Here is a 15,222-nt window from a genome sequence, read left to right as displayed (position 1 = left end):
AATGCGTGATGACGCCGATGCTCAGGCGTGGGAATACATGGGCAGACCAGCCACCGGCACCTCGGCGCGCAGGATGGATCCGGTCTGGGATTCGGTGATGAACAGGCTCTTGCCCTCCGGCCCGCCGAAGGCCAGGTTGGTGGTGGAAATGCCGGCCGTGGAACGGATGCGCAGCAAGGGTTCGGCAAACTTCGACAGGCGCCAGATGGAGCCGAAACCGGTATGGGCGATGTAGAGGCAGCTCTCGGCATCCAGCGCCAATCCATCGGGACCGGCCATGCCGCCATGCAGGTTGGCGAACACCCCGACCTTGCCGACCACGCCGTTGTGATGCAGCGGAATGCGCCAGATCTGCTGGGCCCGCGTGACTGCCACCAGCAGGTGGTTGAGCGCCGGGTCATGGACGATGCCGTTGGGGCTGGGGATGGTGTTGATCAGGCAGGTCAGCTGGCCATCCGGCGCCAGCCGATAGACCCGGCCGGTGGCATCCTGCAGGCCGGTCTGACCCTGGTCGGTGAAATAGATCTCGCCCTTGGGGCCGAACACCAGATCATTGACGCCCTTGAAGCCTTCCGAGCCGACCGTCTCCAGCAGTGGCGTGACCGTGCCGGTATCGGCATCGAGCTGCACCAGGCCGCGCTTGTAGTCGGTGATGACGATGCGGCCGTTCTTGTCGATCTTCAGGCCATTGGGCCAGCCGTCGTATTCGGTAACCAGTTCCCACTGGCCGTCCATGGAGATGCGGAAGATGCGGCCATAGGGAATGTCAGTCACGTACAAGCGGCCCTGGCGGTCGAAAGACGGGCCTTCGAGGAAGGAATCGATGGGCAGGCCGCCGCGATTGGCATCGCCCCAGGCATTCTTGCGAGGGGTACGAAAATGATCTGGCAGACGGGTGAAGACGGTGGCATCGACCACCGGGGGCGGGGCAAAGAAGCTCATGATGTTTCCTTGGAAGTGGAGCGCACACGGGCAGGGTCGCCCAGCGCCAGCGTGATGACCGCACCCAGCAGCAGCGCACCGGCCACGAAGAGCAGCGGATAGGTAAAGCCTTGGGTCGCCTCGCGGATGAAGCCGATCACCGAGGGACCGACGAAGCCGCCCAGGTTGCCGATGGAGACGATCAGCGCCAGTCCGCCAGCCGCAGCGCGCCCGGTCAAAAAGCCCGAGGGAATGGCCCAGAAGGTGGCCTGGAACGAGAGGATGGACGCCACCGCAATGGTGATGGCCAGCATCTTCAGCAGGGGCGTATGCAGGAAGGCCGATACCGCCAGCGAGAGCGCGGCCAGCACGATGGCGCCGGCCACGAACAGCAGGCGACGTTGGCTGCGATTGGCCAGCCGGGCCCACAGCGTCATGGCAATGGCCCCGACCACATAAGGCAGGGCCGCCACCAGGCCGACCTGGTGCGAAGGCAAGCCGAATTCCTTGATGATCTGCGGCAGCCACAGTCCGATGCTGAGCGAACCGATGATGCCGCAGAAGTTGGCACCAGCCAGTGCGAAGACGCGCCAGTTGGTGAAGGCATCCTTGAGCTTGTTGCCATGGCGCTGGGCCAGCACGTTCTGCTCGGTGGACAATTCACCTTCCAGCCATTGTTTTTCGGCAGGGCTCAGCCAGTTCGCCCTGGCCGGACGATCCGGCAGCAGGAACAGGCACAGCACGCCCAGCAGCACGGCCGGCAAGGCTTCCAGCAACAGCAGCACCTGCCAGCCCTGCAAACCCCACATGCCGTGCAATTCCATGAGCGCGCCCGACAGCGGCGAACCAATGATATTGGCCACCGGAATGCCGATCAGGAAGAAGGCCGTGGCCTTGGCACGCCAGGGACCCGGGAACCACTGTGTGAAGTACAGGTAGATGCCCGGTGTGAATCCCGCCTCGGCCATGCCCAGCAGGAAGCGCGCCAGCGCAAAGCTCTTGGGACCGACCACGAAGGCGGTGGCCATGGAGATCACGCCCCACGAAATCATGATGCGCGAGATCCACATGCGCGCGCCGAAGCGATGCAGGGCAAGGTTGCTGGGAATCTCGAAGAAGAAATAACCGATGAAGAACAGACCGGCACCCAAACCGAACTGCGAGGGCGTCAAGCCCAGTTCCTTGTTCATGGTCAGCGCGGCGAAGCCGACGTTGATGCGGTCAAGGTAGCTGACCACGTAGCACAGCAGGATGAAGGGGATGAGGCGACGCATCACCTTCTTCATGGTGGCCTGTTCGCTCACGGCGGCAGTACCTGCAGGCGCGCTGGCCAGGGAATTGATTGATGCCTGTGACATGGGAGCTTCCCTCAGAAGTGGTAGAGACGGGCCGGGTTGTCCACCAGCACGGTGCGGATCATTTCTTCCGATTCCAGCCAGCCGATGAGGACATCGAGCAGGCGCGCATCATCGGGCTTGTGCTGTTCGGTCGGATGCGGCCAGTCGCTGCCCCACACCACCTGGGTGGGTGCGGCCTCGATCAGGGCGCGCGCCAGGGGTGCCACGTCCTCGTAGGCGGGTGCGCCGCGCTTGCTGTAGAGATAGGCGCCGGACAGCTTGACGCTGGCACGCTGCTCGCGCATGAGTGAGGTCACCAGGTCGAACACCGGATCACCGGCACCTGCCTGCAAGGGGATGCGGGCATAGTGATCGAACACCACCGGGACCGCCAGCCGCGCCAGCAACGCGCCATTGGCCAGCAGCACGTCATTGGGCATGTTGACCTGCAGATGCCAGCCCAGTGCAGCCACGCGGCGCGCCAGCGGTTCCATCATCGCCACGGTGGTCACCGAACCCAGCGCCAGGTTGAAGCGCAGGCCGCGCACGCCGGCCTGATGCAGGCGCTGCAGTTCCTCATCGCTGACCTGATCGTTGACCACCGCCACGCCGCGTGCGGTGCCGCCGAACCGGGCCAGGGCGTCGAGCGTGCAACGGTTGTCCACGCCATAGGCCGAAGGCGTCACCACCACGTTGCGCGTACTGCCCAGGCGTTGCTGTATCTGGCGGTACATGGCCACGGTGGCGGGCGGATGCAGCAGCCTGGCGCCGGGCGCCCAGGGGAAGCGCGCATCGTAGATGTGCATGTGGCAGTCGCAGGCATTGGCCGGCAGGCGGCTTTTCGCATGTTCGTCGCCGGCGGAATGGGGATAGCTCACCTCCTGTGCCAGGGCGGCGGGCAGGCAGGTGGCCGCGCCCAGGGCGCTGGCAAGGTGGATACTGCGCCGCAGGAAACGGCGTCGGGAAGGCTGGTCAGGCATCGTGCTGGTCTCCATATTGTCATTGCCATGCAAGGGCAAGGTTCTTGTTTGGAGGGCAGTCTACGCGGCGCAATATTTAATGTATATTTGCTTTTATTTTGGATTCGATAACTTTGAGGAATGAATTATGGACTTCCGCGACCTCAAGTATTTTGCCGTCATCGCCGAGGAAGGCCATGTGGGACGCGCGGCCGAGCGGCTCTTCAAGACCCAGCCGGCGCTGACCAAATGCATCGATCGTCTCGAAGAGCAACTGGGCGCACCGCTGTTCGAGCGCGCCGGCCGCGGCATCCGCCTGACCGCCGTAGGCCAGGCGCTGCTGAACCGTGCGCGCCAGATCAGCCTGATGATGGACGAGACCGCGCGCGAGATCGGCGACTACGCACACGGGCGCGAAGGCAACATCCGCCTGGGCTGCGTCCCCACGCTGGCCGAGCACATCCTGCCCGGCATCTGTCAGCAATTGCTGGGCGAAGCGCAGAAGGTCACCATCGACCTGAAGGTATCGATGAACGATGCATTGCTGGCGGGATTGAAGGCGGGTGAGCTGGACATCGTGCTGGGGCCGATGATCCAGGAAGACGAGGTATTCCATACGGAAGAGATCATGCAGGACCAGATGGTGGTCATGGCCAGTCCGCACCATCCCATCTTCGAACACCGCGTCAGGCTGCGCCACCTGCTGGATTACCAGTGGGTCCTGCCGGCGCAGTCGGTGCTGAGCCGCCAGTGGCTGGACAACGTGTTTGATCGCCATCATTTGCCCCGGCCCTCCGTGCAAATCACGCCCACGGTGCTCAACATGATCCTGCCGCTGATCGAGCGCAGCAATCTGCTGGGCTTTGCTTCCAAGCTGAACCTGCAGGCCGGGCGCGGCCATCTGCGCGAAGTCGTCCTCAAGGAAACCACCATGCTGCGGCGGATGGGGCTCACCTACCGGCGCGACCTCTACCTGTCACCGGCAGCGCAGCGGCTCATCGCCATCATCCGCCGGCAGGCGCTGACAAGAAAATAGTGACCGCATCAGGGCATGGCAAAAGGGCGGCCTTGCGGCCGCCCTCTTCGTTTCCATTTCACCGTGATGCTGCAGCGATGCTCAGAACAGCAGGATCAGCAGCAGGATGATGGGAATCGGAATCCCCAAGAGCCAGAGCAGAATGGCGCCCATGTCAGTCTCCTATCAAAGTTGATGTTCAGGTCCGCCGACGCGGGGATCGTGTTGATCGTGCACCCGGTGGTGCAGCACCGGCTCGCCGTAGAGTTCGTTGCGGTCACGCAGGCGGCCGCCATAGGTGGCCAGCCAGCTGGCGACGAAGGCACCGCACAGCAGCGCCAGGAACATCCACAGCGCGGCATAGGCAGCGGCCTTGCGGGCGGCATCGGCGGCTTGCTTGGCCTTGGTGGAGGCCTGTTCCAGATTGCGCTGGTAGGCCGCGAAGGTATCGGCCACGCGCTTCTCGGCATCGGCTTGCGACAGGCCGGTGTGGCGCGCCACCAGTTGGCCGAGGTAGCGCTTGTCGTTGTCGGCCAGCTGCTGGTTGGCCAGCGAATAGCCGAACACGCGCACCACTTCCATGCGCTGGGCCGAGCTTAGTTCGCGGCCATCGGCAGGAGTCGGCGCGGCCAGCGGTGCGGCAGGTGCAGCGGCAGAAGCGCTGGGGGCATCGCTGCCGGCAGGCGGAGTCACCGGAGCCGCAGGCGCAGCGGCAGTATTGGTACCGGTGCGGAACATGGAATCGATGAAGTATCCCGAGGCGCGATCAGCCAGGCTGCCGGCCTGTTGCGCGCCCTCCGGTCCCATGGCCGCAGCGCTCGCGGCAGCACCGGTCCCCAGTGCAGCGCCTGCTGCGCCCATGGTCCTGGCACCGCCGGAGATGACGCTGCCCACGGCCGAGCCCAGCAGGGCGGCGGTGGCCAGCGAGGCAACCGCCCAGGCTAGCAGGCCATGCGCAGTATCGCGGAAATAGACTTCACGGGTATGCAGGCCAGCCCATTTCACGCGCAGGCGGCCCGCCAGGAAACCGCCGATGGCCGAGGCCGCGATCTGGGTGAAGAGCAGCCAGCCAGCCGTGGAATAACCGATGGTCTTGGCCGAGACCCCTTCGCCGGACCACGGCGAGATGGAGGAAAAACCCAGGCCGAAGCCCAGCATCACCAGGATGAAGGATAGCGCCGCCGCCGCGAAGGCGCCGGCCAGGATGGCGCCCCAGGAAACGCCGGAGCCGTTGTTGTCGGCGGCCTCGACGCTGGCCGCTGGAAGGGAATGGATGGTTGAGGTGGTCATGAGTCTCCTCGCGATTCTTGATGGATTGATCCCTGCGGCAAGCGCAGGGCCGGGGGGCATTGCCACGATGAGACTGTAGGGGCGCGCTAGCGGCGGCGCCATCGGCGCAGTTCTTCAGCCGGCGTAGGAAATTGGGAAAAAATCGGCGCGGCGTAGCGGAAACCCTGCCCAGCACATCCGCGTCGGGTCTTATAGAATGGCCGCTCGCGCATCGTCCTTGCCGTCGCCCGAGGCGGCGGATCACTCCCCTCAGCTCATGACTCACATGGCCATTACCCATTTCCTGTTCGACCTCGACGGCACGCTCATGGATAGCGACGCCCTGCACCACGCCGCCTTCAACACCATCCTGTCGCGCTGGAATCGCTCGGTGGATGTGGATTACTACAAGACCCACATCATGGGCGCCTCCAATGCCATGATCTTCAATCACCTCTTCCCCGGCATGCCGCCGGAGCAATATCTGCCGCTGGCCGAAGAGAAGGAGCAGCTGTTCCGCTCGCAGCTGGACCAGCAGGTCGCGCCCACGCCCGGCATCGAACGCCTGCTGGAGCACATCGCCCGCATCGGCGGACGCACGGCCGTCGTCACCAATGCGCCGCGCGCCAATGCCGAGCTGATGCTCAAGGCCACCGGCCTGGCCGGCCGCTTCGATGCGCTGGTGATCGGCGATGAACTGGTGCGCGCCAAGCCCGATCCGCTGCCCTACCTGACCGCCCTGCAACTGCTGGGCGGCCAGCCGGAACAGGCGGTGGCCTTCGAGGATTCGGGTTCAGGAGTGAAAGCGGCCAGCGGTGCGCAGGTCTGGACCTTCGGCATGCTGGGCGGGCTGGATGAAGCGCGCCTGCGTGCGGCCGGCGCCCATGCCGTGATCCGCGACTTCAATGACCGGGCGCTGTGGGACAAGCTCGGCGGATGAGCTGGCGCAATCAGCCGGAACGCGCCGCTTCGAAGTGATGGTCCGGCAGGAACCACAGCAGGGCCAGCAGCACGTAGATCGCGGTGGCGCCCAGGGGCGTGACCAGTGACAGCGGAATGGCCAGCGCATAGAACAGGATGGAGAGCGCATTCTTGCGGCCATGGCCGAGCAGGGCCGCCAGCGACGGATGCGCAGCCTCGCTGTGGCGCAAGGCGCGTTTCAACAACAGGAAGGACAGCGAACACATCAGCAGCACCACGCCATAGCAGGCCACCGGTGCGCTCTGGCGATGATGATTGGCCACCCAAGAGGTGACGAAGGGCAGCAGCGACAGCCAGAACAGCAAGTGCAGGTTGGCCCACAGCACCCGGCGGTCGACCTGCGTAGCCAGGTGTAGCAGGTGATGATGATTGACCCAGTAGATGCCGATGTAGACGAAGCTGAGCACATAGCTCAACAGTGGCGGCATCAGCGGGGCCAGGTCAGCGAGACGTGCGCCCTGCGGCGTTTGCAGCCCCAGCACCATGATGGTGATGGCGATGGCGATGACGCCATCGCTGAAGGCTTCCAGCCGCGACTTGTTCACTGCCCGGCCGCCTTGGCCGGCAGCGGCTGGCTGAATTCCCACACCACCAGCGCCACCAGGATCAGCACCGGCACGATCAGCCCGGCGAAGCCGATGGCGTGATAGGCGAAGGCGGCGGCAATGGCACCCGCGCCAAAGGACAGCACCGGCCACACGAACTTGATGCAGCGCTCGGTGGTACCGGCATCGGCGGCACCGCGCAGCATGTCCACCACGTCGATCACCACCTGGGTGACGTTGCCGGTCATGAGCGAAGTGGGCGCCAGGTGCGCCAGCAGCAGGCGACTGATGGCACTGTGCACGCCCATGGAGGCGGTGCCCAGCAGGCCGGCGGCCATCACCCAGCTTGCCGTGGGAGACTGCACCGGAGCGGCGGCGATGCCACAGGCCATGAACCCGATCAGCAGCAGCAATTGCAGCAGCAAGGACCAGCCCAGCGCACGGCCATTGCGGCGCTGGATCGCGGCGATGTACACGCGCGCCACGGCCACGCCGAGGATGAAGGCCGGGAAGGCCAGGAACTTGAGCAGGATGGACATCTGCGAAGTGTCCGCCAGGGCGGCACCGATGAGGATGAAGTTGCCCGTCACGTGCGCCGTGAACAGGCCAAACAGGGCAATGAAACCCAGGGTATCGACATAGGCGGCGAGGAAGGCCAGTCCCGAGGACTGGAGGCGGTTGCGTTGTGCGGCATTCATGAGGGGTCTCGCTTCTGAGGGGCGGGGGCCAGGCCGCACACATTAGCATCGCTGCTGCAATGCGCCCATTATCCCTGTGGATAAGATAAGCACGGCATTGGCGGAATCGTCAGCGATACGGCAACGATACAGGCGGGGAAGATGCAACAAAGGCATTTTCTACAAAAAAAAGCACATTTGTACAATCCAAACCCGACCTGAATGCCGATCATGGGAGTACTGCACGGCAAGGCCTGGCTCTCTTGCCGGCCCGTCGATTTTCTCTACCAGGCACGGATGTCATTATGGAAAGCACCGTATACGTCGTCGATGACGATGGCATGGTCAGGACCGCCCTGTTGAGACTGCTGGCGTCGGCCGGCCTGGTGGCGCGCGGCTTTGCCTCGGCCGATGAATTCCTGCGGGAAACGCTGCCCGGCACGCCCTGCTGCCTGCTGCTGGACATGAAGATGCCCGGCTCGGACGGCTTTGCGGTAGTACGCCATCTGGAGCAGCGGGGCGAGGCCATTCCGGTCATCTTCATCTCGGGTTACGGCACCATTCCCGCCACGGTACAGGCCATGAAGGCGGGCGCGCATGAATTCCTCACCAAACCCATCGAAGACGAACGCCTGCTGGGCGCGGTGCGGGAAGCGCTGGCCATCGCCGGGCGCGACCTGCATCAGCGGGCCGAGCAGGCGGCCAGCACCTCGCGTTTGGAAAAGCTGACCCCGCGCGAACGCGAAGTGCTGGAACTGGCCATCGGCGGACTGCTCAACAAGCAGATCGCCACCGAGCTGGGCATCAGCGAAATCACCGTCAAGGTCCACAAACGCCGCGTGATGGACAAGATGCAGACCAAGACGCTGGCCGACCTGGTGCGCACGGCGGAGCGCTTGCAGATTCATTCGGCGAGGCAGCGGTAGGCCCACAGCGCTCTTTTTGCAACGGCGCATTCCTGAGCACCGATGGTCGACATCGTGCGCGGCGCCCCGCAATCAAGATAGCAAGGGCACAAGCTGTTGACTATGCCGGGGTGTGCGTCTTGAGCCAGTCCCTTACCGCATCATTGAGCCTGGTCTGCCAGCCTGGCCCGGTCGCCTTGAAAGCCTCCAGAATCTCATCGTCAAAGCGAATCGTCGTCGCAGTCTTGCGACTTCCTACGGGACGCCCCATTTTTTTTCTGGCCTGTTTGATCCCCTCTTGCATTTCTTCTCTTGTGAGAGGGCGATCATCTTCATCTTTGCCATCCCATTCATAGTACCCGCCAGGCGGTGGGGTCTTCATGGCAAGCAATGCCTTTTCACGATTCGTCTGCGGTTTCGAGCCAGCCATAGTAATCCTCCGATTCAGTTTCGTTGGCGGGACGGAAGCTGATGATGCGCGCCGTATTGTCTCGCGCGACATGCACCAGCGTCAGCACTGCGAGACGATCAAAAACATAAGCAAACGATTGAATGCGTTCCTCACCGTTGCGAAAGACGGCGATGTCCAGGCGGATATCGCTGCCAAGGACTAGTTCTGCATCGACGAAATCCAAGCCATGCTTGGCGATATTGCTCTGCCGCTTCTTTTCGTCCCATGTTAATTTCGTCTCCATGGAGACATATTGTATTTACAAAAAGTCTTCGCTACAACGACTTTTTGTAAGTACATCATGCCCCAGCTTCCAAATGACAAATCCTACCGCCAGCCGATACGAGCCACCGCTGAGCATGAGCGAACTGGAGCGTTCGTTGAATGCCGCATGCCCCAAAACAACGTCAATTTCCAGGCAGGCAGTACATGACCAGTCTCATGGCGCCGGCTTTATATGTAGCTACAAATAATCCTTGATCCGCATATTTATCGTAGCTACGATAATATGCATGGACATCGTATTCGACCCCGCCAAAGACGCGGCCAACCTTGCCAAACATGGCGTCTCACTTGCGCTGGCCGCCGAGATGGACTGGGACGATGCGCTGATCAGAACCGATGACCGGCACGACTACAAAGAGCAAAGAGAAATTGCCATTGCTTTCATCGGTTTGCGGCTCCATGTGGCTGTCTATGTCATACGGGATGACCAGCGGCGGATGATCAGCCTACGCAAGGCCAATCAAAGGGAGTTTCAACTGTATGCCGAAAATTAAACAAGGGGCGCTTCCCCCCGGCGATGAGGAAGATGCAGCGATCACTGCGGCAGCCTTGTCAGACCCGGACAATCCACCTCTGACCGCAGAGGATTTTGCAGCCATGCGGCCAGCGCGCGGCCGTGGCCGGCCTGCGGGTAGCGGTACGAAGGTGCAGGTGACGATGCGTTTCGATATTGATGTGCTCGAGGCTTTCAAGAGCGAGGGCGCGGGCTGGCAAAGCCGGATGAACGGCGCCTTGCGCGAATGGCTGGCGCAGCATCGTTGAGGATGCAAGCTGCCCGGAAGAGCTATCCATCCGCAAACGAGGAAGCAAGATGGAGCCCTAACTTCACTCGCTGCCTTCGAATCACGAATCCCGCCCCCGCACCCACACCATCGGCCCCACTCCCATCACCTGCTTGAACACCCGGCTGAAGTGACTCTGGTCCGAGAACCCGCATTCCAGCGCGATGGCCGTCATGCTCTTGCCGCCCTCGCGCAGCAGGCTGCAGGCCAGGGCAATGCGCTGGCGTTGCAGCCAGGCATGCGGCGGCAAGCCAAAGCTGAGCTTGAAGGCCCGTGAAAAATGCGCACGCGACAGGCCGCACTGGGCGGCCAGCTCCGCCAGGCTAAGGCGCTGCCCCAGATGCGCCAGCATGTAGTCACGCACCCGCACCTGCTGCCAGCCGGCCAGCCGCCCGCTGCTGCGCGGCGCCGCCTGGCCGCCATAGTGCTGCGCCAGATGGGTATGCAGGGCCAGCGTCACGGTGTCGATGAAGACCGTATCGCCATCATTGGCGGCCTCGCCCAGCATCGGCAGCATGGCCTGCACCAGATGCCAGACCACCGGATCGCGCACCGCCTGGCGCTGCTGCAAGCCGCTGATGCGGCGTCCGCTCTCTTCGCTCCAGTGCTCGATGGTGGCGCGCGGCAGTTGCAGGCGCACGTTGTCGTAATCCGAAAGATGCTGGCAGCGCCACCGCTCGCGCAAATCGGTGATGGCCATCTCGCCGCGCCGGTGACCACCCGCATGCACCAGTTGCTGGCCACGCCAGAGCTTGTGATGCCGGAAATCCTGCAATTGCACGATGATGGAAAACGCCTCGTCACCGGGAATGTCGATCACCGGCGCGTGCTCCGGCGCCATACCCTGGGCCGCACGCGCCAGCATGATGTCGTCCTGCAGGCGGATGCGCTTCATGGCACGGCTGGGCAAGGGCTGGATCACGCGAAAAATCCTTGGAAATGAAGGAAAAAAAACCGCCCCGCCACCATAGCGCGAGACCGGCCGGTCCGCCAGACACAGGGTGAAGGAAAACGCAAAAAAGGCAGGACCGTCAAGTCCTGCCTCCTGCCCTCTTTTAACCGAACAAGCGGCACGGCTTACATGGACGTGCGTCCCGACTCGAACAGGAACCAGGCCCGCTGCTCGGCCTCGTCAATCCAGTTCTCCAGGAGGCTGGCCGTGGCCACGTCGCCATGCTCGTCGCACAGCTCATGCGTGGACAGCATGAAACCGACCAGGCGCAGATTGTCTTCGCGCAGTTCGGCCAGCATGTCGGAGGGGGTGACGAAATCGGCATCGTTGTCGGCCAGTCGCTGCAGCTTGCCGACATGCCCGGTGGAACGCAAGGTGGTCGCGCCGATCTTGCGCACCCGCTCGGCCACCGCATCGGTGATGGCGATGATCTGCTGGGACTGGTCATCGAGCAGCAGATGGTAGTCGCGGAAGTGCGGACCGGACATGTGCCAGTGGAAATTCTTGGTCTTCAGGTACAGCGCGAAGATGTCCGCCAGCAACATGGTCAAGGCCCCGCCGATGTCCTGGCTGGCCTGCTCGGAAAGCACGCCGGGCGTGGCCAGCGGCGCCAGGCGGCGCTTTTCCAGCTGCTGGCGTCGGGAGGTGTCCAGGCTCATGATCTCACCCCTTCAGGAAGGCCAGCAGGTCGGCATTGATCTGGTCCTTGTGGGTGGCGCACAGGGCGTGCGGCGCGCCGCTGTAGATCTTCAGTTGCGCGCCCGGCACCATCTCGGCCACCAGCTTGCCGGTGGTCTGGAAGGGCACGACTTGGTCGTCGTCACCGTGGATCACCAGGGTCGGGAAGTTGAATTTCTTGATGTCGGCGCGGAAGTCGGTACCCGAAAAGGCGCTCACGCAATCGAGCGTGCCCTTGAGCGAAGCCAGCATGGCGATGTTGAAGGTCTGCGCCAGCACGCCGGGGCTGACCGCATCGCTCTTGCCAGGACGATTGGTGCCGAAGAAGACGGCAGCGAAGTCGCTGATGAATTGCGCGCGATCCTTCAGCAAACCTTCCTTGATCCCGGCGAAGACCTCGGCCGGCACGCCCTGCGGAAAGTCCGGCGCCTGGCCGAAGATCGGGGTCACCGCGCCCAGCAGCGCCGCCTTGGCCACGCGCTTGCTGCCATGGCGACCAATGTAACGGGCCACGTCGCCGCCACCCATGGAGAAGCCGACCAGGGTAGCGCCCTGCAGGTCCAGCTTGTCCATCAGCTCGGCCAGGTCATCGGCGAAGGTGTCGTAGTCGTAACCGCTCCAGGGCTGGCTGGAACGGCCGAAGCCACGGCGGTCATAGGCGATGACGCGATAGCCGCGCTCGGCCAGGAAGTTCATCTGGTATTCCCACATGTCGCCGTCCAGCGGCCAGCCGTGGCCAAACACGACTGGTTGGCCGCTGCCCCAGTCCTTGTAATAGATTTCGGTACCGTCGCGGGTGGTGATGGTGCTCATGGTGTGACTCCTTGTGAGGTGGTGGAGAGTGCCGCGTGAGCGGCCAGCGTGCAGGGGAACAGCAGCCGCCCCGTGCATGGCAGGGCGGCTTGGGAACAAAGACGTTGCGAAAGAGACAGCCGTGGAGCGGCTGGATTCCTACTGCTGAGCGGGAGAATTCCACAGCCGCCATTGGCCGGGCCCGCACAGCGCGATGGACGTGAAGATCACCAGCAACAGCCAGCCGAACTGGCCCTCGGCAATGCTCCAGTCCGGGTGCACGGCCAGCATGGCCACCAGCAGCACGCCGATGATGGGCAGGCAGGCCAGGCGGGTGAAGACACCCAGGGCGATCAGGACCGGGCACAGCGCTTCGGCCAGGATGGCCGACCAGAGCGAGACCGTCGGTCCCAGGCCGAAGGGATCTTCGATGACGGTCAGCTCATGGGCGTAATGCATGAGCTTGGGCAGGCCATGCACGTAGAACAGCATGAAGCTGCCGGCCACTCGCAGGAACAGCAGGCCCAGGTCCAGGGGCGGCACCGGCAAACCCTGCCGGAGGGTGGGATGGCGCGTTTCCAAGATCGCCCCCCTCAGAATGCGAAGCAGCTGCAACCCAACGCGCCCCAGAAACCGGCGAAGTTGGAGACCGGCACGCTGGACTTGCGCGCCACGTCATGCGCGTGACCATGCACGCCGCAGGAGCCCACGCAGGCATGCGGCAGCGCGGTCTTCTTCTGGCGGGCGGCATCGCCCTTGGCGATGGCACGGTAATGACCGGGCACCTTGGCCACCGGCGACCACTCGGGCAACACCGGGATGTCACCGGGGCCGTGCGAGGAGAACGGACCGGCGCCATAGACCACCTTGCCATCGACTACCGTCATGACCGATTCGATGGCCTTGATCTCGTCTTCATGCACGCTGAAGAAGTCCGCCGACAGCACCGCCAGGTCGGCCAGCTGGCCGGCCTGGATGCGGCCCTTCTTGGCCTGTTCGCTGGAGAACCAGGCGCTGCCTGCGGTCCACAGTTCCAGCGCGGTTTCGCGCGGCAGGCGGCCGGCCGCGCCATACAGCCTGGCACCGCCCACGGTGCGGCCCGAGACCAGCCAGTACAGTGCAGTCCAGGGGTTGTAGCTGGCCACGCGGGTGGCATCGGTGCCGGCGCCGACGGGCACGCCCATTTCCAGCATCTTGGTGATCGGCGGCGTGTGCTCGGCAGCCTCGGCGCCGTAGCGGTCGATGAAGTATTCGCCCTGGAAGGCCATGCGATGCTGGATGGCAATACCGCCACCCAGCGCCTTGACGCGCTCGATGTTGCGCTCGGTGATGGTCTCGGCGTGGTCGAACATCCAGTGCAGGCCATCGAAAGGAATGTCGCGGTTGACCTTCTCGAACACATCCAGCATGCGCGAGATCGATTCGTCATAAGTGGCATGCAGGCGGAACGGCCAGCGGTTCGAGACCAGGTGGCGCACCACCCGTTCCAGTTCGTCTTCCATGCCGGCCGCCAGGTCGGGACGCGGCTCCAGGAAGTCCTCGAAGTCGGCCGCCGAGAACACCAGCATTTCGCCGGCGCCGTTGTGGCGCAGGAAATCGTCACCGTCACCCGGCTTGACCATGCCGGTCCACTTCTGGAAGTCGGCCAGTTCGCCACCCTTGCTCTGGGTAAACAGGTTGTAGGCGATGCGAATGGTCAGCTGGCCGTCGGCGGCCAGCTTGTTGATGATCTGGTAGTCATCCGGATAGTTCTGGAAACCGCCGCCGGCATCGATGGCACTGGTCACGCCCAGGCGGTTGAGCTCGCGCATGAACTGGCGGGTCGAGTTGACCTGGTACTCCTGCGGCAGGGCCGGTCCCTTGGCCAGGGTGGCGTAGAGGATCATGGCATTGGGACGGGCGATCAACATGCCGGTCGGATTGCCCGAGGCATCGCGCACGATCTCGCCACCCGGGGGATTGGGGGTGTCCTTGGTATAGCCGACCGCCTGCAGCGCGGCGCGATTGAGCAGGGCGCGGTCATACAGGTGCAGCACGAAGACCGGGGTATCGGGCGCGGCGGCGTTCAATTCTTCCAGCGTGGGCATGCGCTTTTCAGCGAACTGGAATTCGGTCCAGCCGCCCACCACGCGCACCCATTGCGGATGCGGGGTACGCGCGGCCTGGTCCTTCAACATGCGCAGCGCATCGGCCAGCGAGGGCACGCCTTCCCAGCGCAGTTCCAGGTTGTAGTTCAGGCCACCGCGGATCAGATGCAGGTGGGAGTCATTCAGGCCGGGGATGACGGTGCGCCCGCCCAGGTCAATGACCTGGGTGGTGGCTTGCTTGCCGCGCATCACGTCGGCGGCGCTGCCGACTTCGAGGAATTTGCCGCCGCCGATGGCAACGGCCTCGGCGATGGGGTTTTGCTTGTCGACGGTGTGGATCTTGCCGTTCAACAGGATCAGGTCTGGGGTCACGCTGGCTGCGGTCGTCATGGAGGCTCCGGGCATGGGCTAAGGCGAATGAAGAGGGCGAATTGCGCAGGTAGTGGGGCCGCTTGCCGCGAACTGCTCATCCCCTGCACTTTTGTTGGCACTTTTGTTGGTGCTTGCAGTGTGCAAAAACGCACAGCCAGCGTCTAGCTATACGAACAGATAATGGCAGCGCCCTCCCCGCTTGCCTATGATCGCC

Annotated in this window: 18 protein-coding genes; 5 read left to right on the top strand and 13 right to left on the bottom strand. The window is 63.6% G+C overall.

Annotated features, from left to right (window positions below):
• Positions 1-21 precede the first annotated feature (21 nt).
• The 3 genes from ACVC5H_RS02050 to ACVC5H_RS02040 are packed head-to-tail and all read right to left on the bottom strand — an operon-like array spanning position 22 to position 3,238.
• Positions 22-942 (bottom strand): SMP-30/gluconolactonase/LRE family protein, encoded by a 921-nt coding sequence (locus ACVC5H_RS02050; RefSeq protein ID WP_489620761.1) that lies wholly within the window; start codon positions 940-942, stop codon positions 22-24.
• Positions 939-2,279: an MFS transporter gene (locus tag ACVC5H_RS02045; RefSeq protein WP_489620760.1), complete on the bottom strand. Its 1,341-nt coding sequence runs from the start codon at positions 2,277-2,279 to the stop codon at positions 939-941. Before ACVC5H_RS02045 ends, ACVC5H_RS02050 begins: the two co-directional genes overlap by 4 nt.
• A gap of 11 nt (positions 2,280-2,290) precedes the next feature.
• Positions 2,291-3,238: an amidohydrolase family protein gene (locus ACVC5H_RS02040; RefSeq protein WP_489620759.1), complete on the bottom strand. Its 948-nt coding sequence runs from the start codon at positions 3,236-3,238 to the stop codon at positions 2,291-2,293.
• A gap of 127 nt (positions 3,239-3,365) precedes the next feature.
• Here ACVC5H_RS02040 and ACVC5H_RS02035 point away from each other — a divergent pair, with 127 nt between their 5' ends.
• Positions 3,366-4,253: a LysR family transcriptional regulator gene (locus tag ACVC5H_RS02035; protein WP_489620758.1), complete on the top strand. Its 888-nt coding sequence runs from the start codon at positions 3,366-3,368 to the stop codon at positions 4,251-4,253.
• A gap of 165 nt (positions 4,254-4,418) precedes the next feature.
• Here the strand turns inward: ACVC5H_RS02035 and ACVC5H_RS02030 are convergent, their stop codons facing one another.
• On the bottom strand, positions 4,419-5,522 hold the full coding sequence (locus ACVC5H_RS02030) for a hypothetical protein (RefSeq protein ID WP_489620757.1): 1,104 nt from the start codon (positions 5,520-5,522) through the stop codon (positions 4,419-4,421).
• Positions 5,523-5,787: 265 nt separating this feature from the next.
• Here ACVC5H_RS02030 and ACVC5H_RS02025 point away from each other — a divergent pair, with 265 nt between their 5' ends.
• Positions 5,788-6,441: an HAD family hydrolase gene (locus tag ACVC5H_RS02025; protein WP_489620756.1), complete on the top strand. Its 654-nt coding sequence runs from the start codon at positions 5,788-5,790 to the stop codon at positions 6,439-6,441.
• A gap of 10 nt (positions 6,442-6,451) precedes the next feature.
• On the opposite strand, the gene ACVC5H_RS02020 is transcribed toward ACVC5H_RS02025, so the two are convergent.
• Both ACVC5H_RS02020 and ACVC5H_RS02015 read right to left on the bottom strand, forming a co-directional pair.
• On the bottom strand, positions 6,452-7,027 hold the full coding sequence (locus ACVC5H_RS02020) for a TMEM175 family protein (protein ID WP_489620755.1): 576 nt from the start codon (positions 7,025-7,027) through the stop codon (positions 6,452-6,454).
• Positions 7,024-7,725, bottom strand: coding sequence for a YoaK family protein (locus tag ACVC5H_RS02015; protein ID WP_489620754.1), 702 nt, complete (start codon positions 7,723-7,725; stop codon positions 7,024-7,026). The genes ACVC5H_RS02020 and ACVC5H_RS02015 overlap by 4 nt, the downstream gene beginning before the upstream one ends.
• A 284-nt stretch (positions 7,726-8,009) precedes the next feature.
• On the opposite strand from ACVC5H_RS02015, the gene ACVC5H_RS02010 reads away from it, so the two are divergent.
• A complete protein-coding gene (locus tag ACVC5H_RS02010) occupies positions 8,010-8,630 on the top strand; it encodes a response regulator transcription factor (RefSeq protein ID WP_489620753.1) in 621 nt (206 codons plus the stop codon).
• A 100-nt stretch (positions 8,631-8,730) separates the two neighbouring features.
• Here the strand turns inward: ACVC5H_RS02010 and ACVC5H_RS02005 are convergent, their stop codons facing one another.
• Together ACVC5H_RS02005 and ACVC5H_RS02000 are read right to left on the bottom strand one after the other, a co-directional pair.
• Positions 8,731-8,991: a BrnA antitoxin family protein gene (locus ACVC5H_RS02005; RefSeq protein ID WP_489620752.1), complete on the bottom strand. Its 261-nt coding sequence runs from the start codon at positions 8,989-8,991 to the stop codon at positions 8,731-8,733.
• Between the two features lie 16 nt (positions 8,992-9,007).
• Positions 9,008-9,304: a BrnT family toxin gene (locus tag ACVC5H_RS02000; protein ID WP_489620751.1), complete on the bottom strand. Its 297-nt coding sequence runs from the start codon at positions 9,302-9,304 to the stop codon at positions 9,008-9,010.
• 268 nt (positions 9,305-9,572) lie between these two features.
• Between ACVC5H_RS02000 and ACVC5H_RS01995 the strand changes: the two genes are divergently transcribed.
• Positions 9,573-9,839 (top strand): BrnT family toxin, encoded by a 267-nt coding sequence (locus ACVC5H_RS01995; RefSeq protein WP_338717078.1) that lies wholly within the window; start codon positions 9,573-9,575, stop codon positions 9,837-9,839.
• Positions 9,826-10,107 carry a BrnA antitoxin family protein gene (locus tag ACVC5H_RS01990; RefSeq protein ID WP_039783151.1) on the top strand — a complete coding sequence of 94 codons (282 nt, stop codon included), beginning with the start codon at positions 9,826-9,828 and terminating at the stop codon, positions 10,105-10,107. Before ACVC5H_RS01995 ends, ACVC5H_RS01990 begins: the two co-directional genes overlap by 14 nt.
• A gap of 81 nt (positions 10,108-10,188) precedes the next feature.
• On the opposite strand, the gene ACVC5H_RS01985 is transcribed toward ACVC5H_RS01990, so the two are convergent.
• The 5 genes from ACVC5H_RS01985 to ACVC5H_RS01965 form a co-directional block, all read right to left on the bottom strand.
• Entirely contained in the window at positions 10,189-11,049 is an 861-nt protein-coding gene (locus ACVC5H_RS01985; RefSeq protein WP_489620750.1) for a helix-turn-helix domain-containing protein, read from the bottom strand.
• A gap of 155 nt (positions 11,050-11,204) precedes the next feature.
• Complete coding sequence (locus ACVC5H_RS01980) at positions 11,205-11,738, bottom strand: Dps family protein (RefSeq protein WP_489620749.1); 534 nt, start codon at positions 11,736-11,738, stop codon at positions 11,205-11,207.
• 4 nt (positions 11,739-11,742) lie between these two features.
• Positions 11,743-12,570: an alpha/beta fold hydrolase gene (locus tag ACVC5H_RS01975; RefSeq protein WP_489620748.1), complete on the bottom strand. Its 828-nt coding sequence runs from the start codon at positions 12,568-12,570 to the stop codon at positions 11,743-11,745.
• Between the two features lie 138 nt (positions 12,571-12,708).
• Positions 12,709-13,131, bottom strand: a complete 423-nt coding sequence (locus ACVC5H_RS01970) for a DoxX family protein (protein WP_489620747.1) — start codon at positions 13,129-13,131, stop codon at positions 12,709-12,711.
• Positions 13,132-13,142: 11 nt separating this feature from the next.
• Positions 13,143-15,026, bottom strand: coding sequence for an amidohydrolase (locus ACVC5H_RS01965; protein ID WP_489620746.1), 1,884 nt, complete (start codon positions 15,024-15,026; stop codon positions 13,143-13,145).
• Positions 15,027-15,222 lie beyond the last annotated feature (196 nt).

Source organism: Herbaspirillum sp. Her3, assembly GCF_057961275.1.
The sequence above is the reverse complement of the archived record's forward strand: the minus strand, read 5'-3'. Positions and strand labels throughout refer to the sequence as shown.

Bases quoted from the DNA above. Each gene is read 5' to 3' on its own strand.
- ACVC5H_RS02050 (WP_489620761.1), bottom strand. From the start codon at position 942: ATGAGCTTCTTTGCCCCGCCCCCGGTGGTCGATGCCACCGTCTTCACC.
- ACVC5H_RS02045 (WP_489620760.1), bottom strand. From the start codon at position 2,279: ATGTCACAGGCATCAATCAATTCCCTGGCCAGCGCGCCTGCAGGTACT.
- ACVC5H_RS02040 (WP_489620759.1), bottom strand. From the start codon at position 3,238: ATGCCTGACCAGCCTTCCCGACGCCGTTTCCTGCGGCGCAGTATCCAC.
- ACVC5H_RS02035 (WP_489620758.1), top strand. From the start codon at position 3,366: ATGGACTTCCGCGACCTCAAGTATTTTGCCGTCATCGCCGAGGAAGGC.
- ACVC5H_RS02030 (WP_489620757.1), bottom strand. From the start codon at position 5,522: ATGACCACCTCAACCATCCATTCCCTTCCAGCGGCCAGCGTCGAGGCC.
- ACVC5H_RS02025 (WP_489620756.1), top strand. From the start codon at position 5,788: ATGGCCATTACCCATTTCCTGTTCGACCTCGACGGCACGCTCATGGAT.
- ACVC5H_RS02015 (WP_489620754.1), bottom strand. From the start codon at position 7,725: ATGAATGCCGCACAACGCAACCGCCTCCAGTCCTCGGGACTGGCCTTC.
- ACVC5H_RS02010 (WP_489620753.1), top strand. From the start codon at position 8,010: ATGGAAAGCACCGTATACGTCGTCGATGACGATGGCATGGTCAGGACC.
- ACVC5H_RS02005 (WP_489620752.1), bottom strand. From the start codon at position 8,991: ATGAAGACCCCACCGCCTGGCGGGTACTATGAATGGGATGGCAAAGAT.
- ACVC5H_RS02000 (WP_489620751.1), bottom strand. From the start codon at position 9,304: ATGGAGACGAAATTAACATGGGACGAAAAGAAGCGGCAGAGCAATATC.
- ACVC5H_RS01995 (WP_338717078.1), top strand. From the start codon at position 9,573: ATGGACATCGTATTCGACCCCGCCAAAGACGCGGCCAACCTTGCCAAA.
- ACVC5H_RS01990 (WP_039783151.1), top strand. From the start codon at position 9,826: ATGCCGAAAATTAAACAAGGGGCGCTTCCCCCCGGCGATGAGGAAGAT.
- ACVC5H_RS01980 (WP_489620749.1), bottom strand. From the start codon at position 11,738: ATGAGCCTGGACACCTCCCGACGCCAGCAGCTGGAAAAGCGCCGCCTG.
- ACVC5H_RS01975 (WP_489620748.1), bottom strand. From the start codon at position 12,570: ATGAGCACCATCACCACCCGCGACGGTACCGAAATCTATTACAAGGAC.
- ACVC5H_RS01965 (WP_489620746.1), bottom strand. From the start codon at position 15,026: ATGACGACCGCAGCCAGCGTGACCCCAGACCTGATCCTGTTGAACGGC.